General features: G+C 75.1%; 6 protein-coding genes. 1 reads left to right on the top strand and 5 read right to left on the bottom strand.

Features of this window, described 5'->3' with window-relative positions; genetic code table 11:
- The 5 genes from AE652_RS30935 to AE652_RS30955 all read right to left on the bottom strand — a co-directional run.
- Window positions 1-528 (bottom strand): thioesterase family protein (locus tag AE652_RS30935; protein WP_049657508.1); only part of this gene is annotated, 528 nt, incomplete at its 3' end.
- Complete coding sequence (locus AE652_RS30940; protein WP_049657510.1) at window positions 525-722, bottom strand: hypothetical protein; 198 nt, start codon at window positions 720-722, stop codon at window positions 525-527. The genes AE652_RS30935 and AE652_RS30940, both read right to left, overlap by 4 nt.
- A gap of 371 nt (window positions 723-1093) precedes the next feature.
- Entirely contained in the window at window positions 1094-2056 is a 963-nt protein-coding gene (locus tag AE652_RS30945) for a DUF6528 family protein (protein WP_053112349.1), read from the bottom strand.
- A 267-nt stretch (window positions 2057-2323) separates the two neighbouring features.
- Window positions 2324-3712: an FAD-binding oxidoreductase gene (locus AE652_RS30950; protein ID WP_049657512.1), complete on the bottom strand. Its 1389-nt coding sequence runs from the start codon at window positions 3710-3712 to the stop codon at window positions 2324-2326.
- 107 nt (window positions 3713-3819) lie between these two features.
- Window positions 3820-4317, bottom strand: a complete 498-nt coding sequence (locus tag AE652_RS30955) for a flavoprotein (RefSeq protein WP_082346083.1) — start codon at window positions 4315-4317, stop codon at window positions 3820-3822.
- 501 nt (window positions 4318-4818) lie between these two features.
- Here AE652_RS30955 and AE652_RS30960 point away from each other — a divergent pair.
- The coding region (locus AE652_RS30960; protein WP_049657516.1) for an ATP-binding protein at window positions 4819-7098 on the top strand (2280 nt) is incomplete at its 3' end.

Consider the following 7098-nt stretch of genomic DNA (forward strand, 5'->3'; position numbering starts at 1 on the left):
CCCGCCGGTGACCGGGCCGGCCGCCACGCGCTGCGCCGGGGGCGCCGCGCTCACCGCTGCCGCCGCGGTCACCGTGGTGGCCGCCAGGACCGCCTGGGCCCGGGCCGGGTCCGGCATAAACGCCGAGAGAAAGATCCGTTCCGCCGGGCTCAGCGCCCGCGAGCGGCCGGATTCGCGGTCCCGGGCGACCACCACGGTCCGCGCCCGCATAAAGGTGAGCCGGTCCCGGCAGACATTCACCTCGACCTGGGCGGAACTCCGTCCGAGCCGTTCCACGGTGAGCACCACCGAGAGCGGCTCGGGCCGGTGGTGCAACTGCTCCAGGTAGTCGATCTCGTGCCTGGCGATAATGAACCCGGACGGGAACAGCGACTCCCGGACGGCGGTTTCGTGGTGGCAGAACAGGTCGTAAATCCCCTCCTGGATGTAGCCGACCAGACGGGCGTTGTTGATGTGCCCGTTCTCGTCGACGTCGCTCCACCGGGTGGGGCAGGACAGCACGTGCACGCCCGGCAGCACCGCGCTCACTGCCGGGTCAGCCCGGCACCGGCGGGGAGCAGCGCGCGCTGCAACCTGGCGTAGTAGCCGGAGTGTTCGGCCGCCATCCGGGCCGCGGTCCAACCCTCCTCGGCCGCCTCGGCGGCGGCCTGGACGACCAGGCTGTCCAGCACCGCGTCGACCGCGCGGCACAGATCGTGGACGGCCGCGAGCCGCTCGGTCACATCCGCCCCGCTCCCTGCGTTCCGGGACGGGAAGGCGGCCAGTGATTCCATCGCGAGTTGAAGGTCGTCGACTCCGTCTGGCCGGTTTTCCGCAGGGAAATTCCGCATGATTTTCTCCATGACTCATTCGGCCATTACGGCCCAGTAGCTAGCGTTCGAATGCACCGGATCGGTGTCGACCCCCCGACCCCACGACGCTATCCCAGCCGACGGGGGTCGACGGATGGTTTGCCGACCGCGACGGAAAACTGACCTCCATCGGAGTAGTTTGTCGGTGTACACAATATGCCCCATCAGTCGAATGCCGTCCGCAATTCGAGTGGTATCCACGACGCGCGGCCCCGGATCGACTCCTCGGGGAACGAAATCTGCTACCAGACGCTCCACCACCTCGCCTTGTACAGGTGCGAGCCCCGCAGCGACCGCGTCCCCTCCGGCCGGTGCAGGGTGATCACCGAGGTGCACCAGTCGCACGGCGCCTCGTGTTCGGGCGCCACCGTGAGCAGCCGGCCGGTGCCGGGTTCGTCGCCGACGCTCTTGAGGTCCCGCTCGGCGGCCGGATCGGCCAGGTGCACGGCGGTGAAGCGGTCGGTGGCCGGGTCGAAGCGCCACAGGCCGGTCAGCGTGGCCACCCAGAACCGCCCGGGATCCGCCAGGACGGGCGCCAGGTCGTGCCCGCCGCGGTCGGGCAGCGGGCTGCTCCGCACGACGGTGAGGGCGGGCGCGGCCGGGGTGCCGCCGACCCGCAGCGCGGTCAGCGCCGTGTCGCCGAGCACCCAGAGCAGGCCGGTCCGCGCGTCCCAGTGCACCCCGTGCGCGCCGGGCAGCGGGAACTCCGCGTACGCGGCGGCCCGCGGGCCCTGCGAGGCCGCGTACAGCCGCACCCAGCCGCCCGCGCTCGCCGCCACGGCCACGTTGCCGTCCGGCAGCAGCTCGATGCTGTGCGGGTTGGCGGCCGTCCCGAGGTCCGTCGCCCAGTGGACGCGGCCGGTGGTGGTCTCCACGACGGCGGCCAGCCCGCCGGAGGCGGTGGTCAGCAGGAAGCGCCGCCCCTGCCGGATCCGGGACTTGGCCTCGTCCGGGTCGGTCCAGCTGCGCGCGGGCGCCAGATCCGCCAACTCCGGTGCGCGGTCGGCACTCCAGCCCCACACGACGGGCAGTCGGCCCGGGCCGCGGTAGGCCATCAGCTCCTCGGCGCTCTGCAACACCAGCACGCTGCGCGAGGCCTGGTCCACGACCGCCACCTGCCGGCCCGGCGACCTGGCCCACGCGCCGCTCGTCGGCGCGCAGAGCAGCAGGGCGACCGCGAGGGCCGGCAGTGTTCTCCTCAGCACGCCTTCACCGTGGGTGCTGCGGGCCGACTCCGCTCGGCGGCACGTCCGAACGGACGATCGAAGCGACGGCCGTGGATCGTGCGGCGCCGGCGGCGGGTCCGCCTCGTTCACTGTCATCCGGACATCCTGGCGGGACGACCGCACCGGCGGCCGTCGCACCGGGTCGGCACGCCGCCGGACCGTCAACCCGGTGCCGCCCGCTCCCGTTCAACACCCGGTTTCCCGAAGGCCCTGTCGCGGGAGGCTCGGAGGCCCGGCCCCGTGGGCTCAGCGCCCGGCGACCAGGTCCGCGACCCGGGCGATCGGCGAGGTGGTGGCCCGCCCGGCCGCCTCCTGCCGGTCGGCGGCGTGGTACGCGGCGTACATCGCGTGCACCCCGAGCCAGCGCAGCGGCTCCGGCTCCCAGCGCCGCACGGTGTGGCCCACCCAGGGCAGCCGGGTCAGCTCGGTGTCCCGGCCGAGCACCAGGTCCCGCAGGGTGCGGCCGGCCAGGTTGGTGGTGGTCACCCCGCTGCCGACGTACCCGCCGGCCCAGCCGAGCCCGCTCACCCGGTCCAGCTCCACGGTGGCGCACCAGTCCCGGGGGACGCCGAGCACGCCCGCCCAGGCGTGGTCGATCCGGGCCTGCGCGGCGGCCGGGAAGAACCGGTCGAGGACGGCCCGGAGCTGGCGCACCGTCTCCACCTGGGTGCTGCCGTCCGAGTCCGTCCGCGAGCCGAACCGGTAGGGCACGCCCCGCCCGCCGAGCGCGATCCGGTCGTCGGCGGTGCGCTGCGCGTACATGTAGGCGTGCGCGAAGTCGCCCAGCACCTCGCGGCCCTCCCAGCCGGCCTCCGCCCAGAACTCCGCGGGCAGCGGCTCGGTGGCGACCATCGCGGAGTTCATCGGCAGCCAGGTGCGCTTCTCGCCGCGCAGCCCGGCGGTGAACCCCTCGGTGGCGCGCAGCACGTGGTCGGCGGTGACGGTGCCGTACGGGGTGACGGCGCGGGGCTTGCGGTAGCCGCTGCCGGGCAGGATCGCGGTGACCGCCGTCCCCTCGTACACCTCGACGCCCAACTCGCGGACGGTGCGGGCCAGTCCACGGGCGAGCCGGGCGGGCTGGATGCGGGCGCCGTGCGCCGTCCAGCAGCCGCCGAGGGTGCCGGCGACGTTGATCCGCTCGGCCGCCTCCTTGGCGTCGAGCAGCTCGACCCGGCCCTCGCCGTAGGCCCGCTCGGCCTCGACGTGGGCCCGCAGGCGCTCCAACTGCGGCTTGCTGCGGGCGACTTCGAGGACGCCGCCGCGCACGATGTCCGCGTCGATCCGCTCGGCCCCGGCGACGCCGACGACCTCCCCGACCGCCTCGTCCATCGCCCGCTGCATCGCGGCCGCGCGCTCCCGCCCGTACCGCCTGGCGAAGGCTCCACGCCCCGCGAAGCCGTTGTACAGCCAGCCGCCGTTGCGCCCGGAGGCGCCGTAGCCGCAGAACCGCCGTTCGAGGACGGCGATCCGGAGACCGGGGTCGGCCTTCTTCAGGTAGTAGGCCGTCCAGAGCCCGGTGTACCCGCCGCCGACCACGCACACGTCGACGTCCCGGTCCCCGGGCAGCGCGGGGCCCGGCTCCGGCACCCCGTCCGCCGCGTACCAGAACGACACCTCGCCGTTGACCGCCGCCACCGGAAACCTCCCGTACCCTCGCTGACCTGCCCGGACGCTACCTCCGCGGGTTCGGCCCGGGCCACCCCCCACACTGCAAGGATCACCGGGCCCGATCAGCCACCCTGTCAGTCCCGCAGCAGCTCCAGGGCCCGCGTCCAGTCGTACGAGCCCAGCGTGAAGTCCGCGATCCGCACCCCCATCCGCCGCAGCCTCGCCAGGCTGTCCGCATAGGCCGGATGCGCCGCCTGCGCCGCGCTCAGGCAGGGCTGGACGGCGACCGGGACACCCCAGCCGTACGACTCGCAGAGGATCCCCAGCGCCAGGGTGTCCGAGATGCCCAGGGCCCACTTGTTGAGCGTGTTGAAGGTGGCGGGGGACACGACGAGGGCGTCCGGGTCCGGCAGCGGCCGGGGCTCCCCGGGCTTCCGCCAGGCGGAGCGGATCGGGTACCCGGTCCGCGCCTCGATCGCCTCGGCGTCGATGAACCCCATGGCCTGGGGCGTCGCCACCACCCCCACGTCCCAGTTCTGCTCCTGCGCGGCCGAGATGAGCTCCCCCACCCCGCCCGCGACCCCCGCCGCGCACACCACGACGTACAGCACCGGCTTCCTCGCCTCGGACACCCTCGGCCTCCCCACTCTCGGACTGCTCGCTCTCGACCCGCCTGCGGACCCCCGAACAGTAAGCCGCACCCGTGGTCCGCTCCACCCGCCCTGTCGACGCCCGACGGAATCGAGCGGTATTCGAACAACCTCGTCGGGACCCACCAGTACGCCGACGAACCGAGTGGGCACGGCTGCCCGCCCGCCGCTCCGCTCCGGGGCCCCGCCCGACGGGCCGGGCGGCCGGGTGCGGCCGTCGTCGCAGGCAGGGCGCCCTGCGGGGAACCCGGCGGTAGCGTCGGGATCAAGCTTCGCCATGAGCATGATCACGCCGTTTTCCGTTTCGACCGGCCGCCTCGCGCCACCCATGGGTGAAGATCGAACCGGAAAGAGATCGTTCACGATGTTCCTGCGGAATACGGCTCCGACGACCGCGGAAACCCCTGTCCGGACCGCTGGGGACGGCCCGGACCGGTACCACGCGCCGGACCGGCCGAACAGGACCGACAGGATGGGGAGCACATGCTCTTGGAGCGCGACGAGGTGCTGGGCACGGCCTCGGCGGCCGCGGCGGCGGCGCGGGCGGGCAGCGGACGCTGGGTCCTGCTCTCGGCACCGGTGTCCGGCATGGGACGGACCGCCGCGCTGGAGGCGATCGTCCGGCAGCAGGCCGACGGTGACGCCGTACGCGTCGGACGCGCCCGCGGCGTACCGGAGGAGACGGCGTTCCCGTTCGGGCTCGTCCGCCAGCTCTTCGCGGACGACGAGGCCGTGCCCTTCTCCGTCGCGGCCGGAGCGGACGAACAGCGGCTGTTCCACGGGCTGGTGACCAGGCTGACCCGGTCCGCCGCCGAGCGGCCGGTCCTACTCGCGGTGGACGACCTCCACCACGCCGACGAGCCGTCCCGGCGCTGGCTCGGCTACCTCGCCCGCCGCATCGCCGAGATCCCCGTCCTGCTGGTGCTCACCGAGCGCGCCGACCCGTCCGGTCCGGCCCCCTTCCCGCCCGCCACCGGCACGGCCGTCGCCCTCCCCGCGCTCAGCGTCCCCGCCGTCATCCGCCTCGCCCGGGACGCCGGCCTCGACCAGGGCTCCACCGTGGCCTGCGTCGAGGCGGGCATCGGCAACCCGGCCCTGGTGCGGGCGCTCGTCGCCGACTTCGCCGACGGGGCGCTCCCCCGCCCGTCGGCCACCCCGTCGCGCAGCCGCTTCCGCGACACGATCGCCCGCTGGCTGGGACGGGCCGACCCCTGCGTCCGCCACGCCTGCCTCGCCCTCGCCGTCGCCGCCGAGGGCGGGATGCCCGTCGGCCCCGGCCTGCTCCACCAGCTCTCCGACCTCTGCACGGCCACCCGCTCCCCGGGCGAGCGGTCGGCGCGCCGCATCAGCAGGCTGCTGGACCACCCCCTCGCGCGGGAGGCCGTCCTCGCCGTCGCCGCGCCGGAGGAGATCGCCGCACTGCACACCCGCGTCGCGGAACTGCTCGACGAGAGCGGCGCGCCCGCGACCGCCGTGGCCTCCCGGCTGCTGCGGGTCGAACGGCCCGGCGAGGCGTGGATGGCCCGCTCGCTGTCCGAGGCCGCCGAGGAGGCGATGCGCGCCGGTCACGTCGCGGAGTCCGCCGCGTACCTGCGCCACGCCCTGAGCGGCCCGCTCGATCCGGACCGCCGGGCCGCCCTCACCATGCGCCTCGGCGCCCTGGAGCTCCCGCACAACGCGACCGCCGGCATCCGCCGGCTCCGCACCGGACTGGAACTGCACACCGACCTCCGGGACCGGGCCACCGCGGCCACCGCCCTCTGCGCGGCCCACGTCGCGCGCCGGGATCCCGACACCGCGCTGGAGGTCCTCCGCCGGGCCGGTCACGGCGCCGACGACGACGAACTCGTCCAGGTGCTGGGGACCCTCGGCGCGCTCGTCTCCTCGCACGACAACGACGCCTGGCGCGGCGCCGTCGCCGGCCTGCGCGCACTCGCCCCGACCGCACCCCCCGCCATCGAGCCCCTGGTGTGCGGACTGATCACCGAGTACGAGGCCGGGGCCGGCCTCTGCTCGGCGGCCGAGGTGCTCGACCGGGTCCGGCCGCGGCTGGCCGCGCCGGTGGACCCGCGGCTGCGGACCGCCTGGCTCGGCAGCGCGGCCACCCTGCTCCAGTGGGCGGACCGCCTGGACGAGGCACGGGAGTTGACCGGCCAGTGCCTGCCCGCCCCGCCCGTCCCCCCGGACCTGACCGACGTGGGCCTGCAGTGCCTGCTCAGCGTCCGGGCCGAAGCGGCGCTCTGGGCGGGGGAGTTCGACCGCGTCATCGCCGAGAACGCCCCCCTGGTGGAGGCGACCGCCGGACAGGGCGTCCGACTGCCGCACCTCGCCGCCATGGTGGCGACCGCCCGGCGCGAGACCGGCCGGCGCTCCGCGGCCTGGGAGGCCGTGGCCCTGGTCGGCCCGTCCGGCAGCGACAGCTCCTGGGAGTGGAACGAACTCAGCTACACCCGGGCCCTGTTGCACGCCGCGGACGGCGACTGGCAGGCCGCCCTCGACGACTACCTGGTCTGCGGAGCCGGCCAGCTCGCCCACGACTTCGTCAGCCCGGTCGCCACGCCGTGGCGCTCCGGAGCGGCGCTCGCCCTGGTGCGGCTCGGACGGCGGGACGAAGCCCGCGAACTCGCCGAGGAGGAGCTGCGCCACGCCCGGACCTGGGGCACCCCGCGCACCGTCGGCCGGGCGCTGCGGGCGTACGCCGCGGCCGTGGGCGGCCGGCTGGCCCTGTGCTCGCTGACCGAGGGCGCCGAACTGCTCAGGCCG

This window comes from Kitasatospora sp. MY 5-36 (genome assembly GCF_001182915.1).
Lineage (GTDB): Bacteria > Actinomycetota > Actinomycetes > Streptomycetales > Streptomycetaceae > Kitasatospora.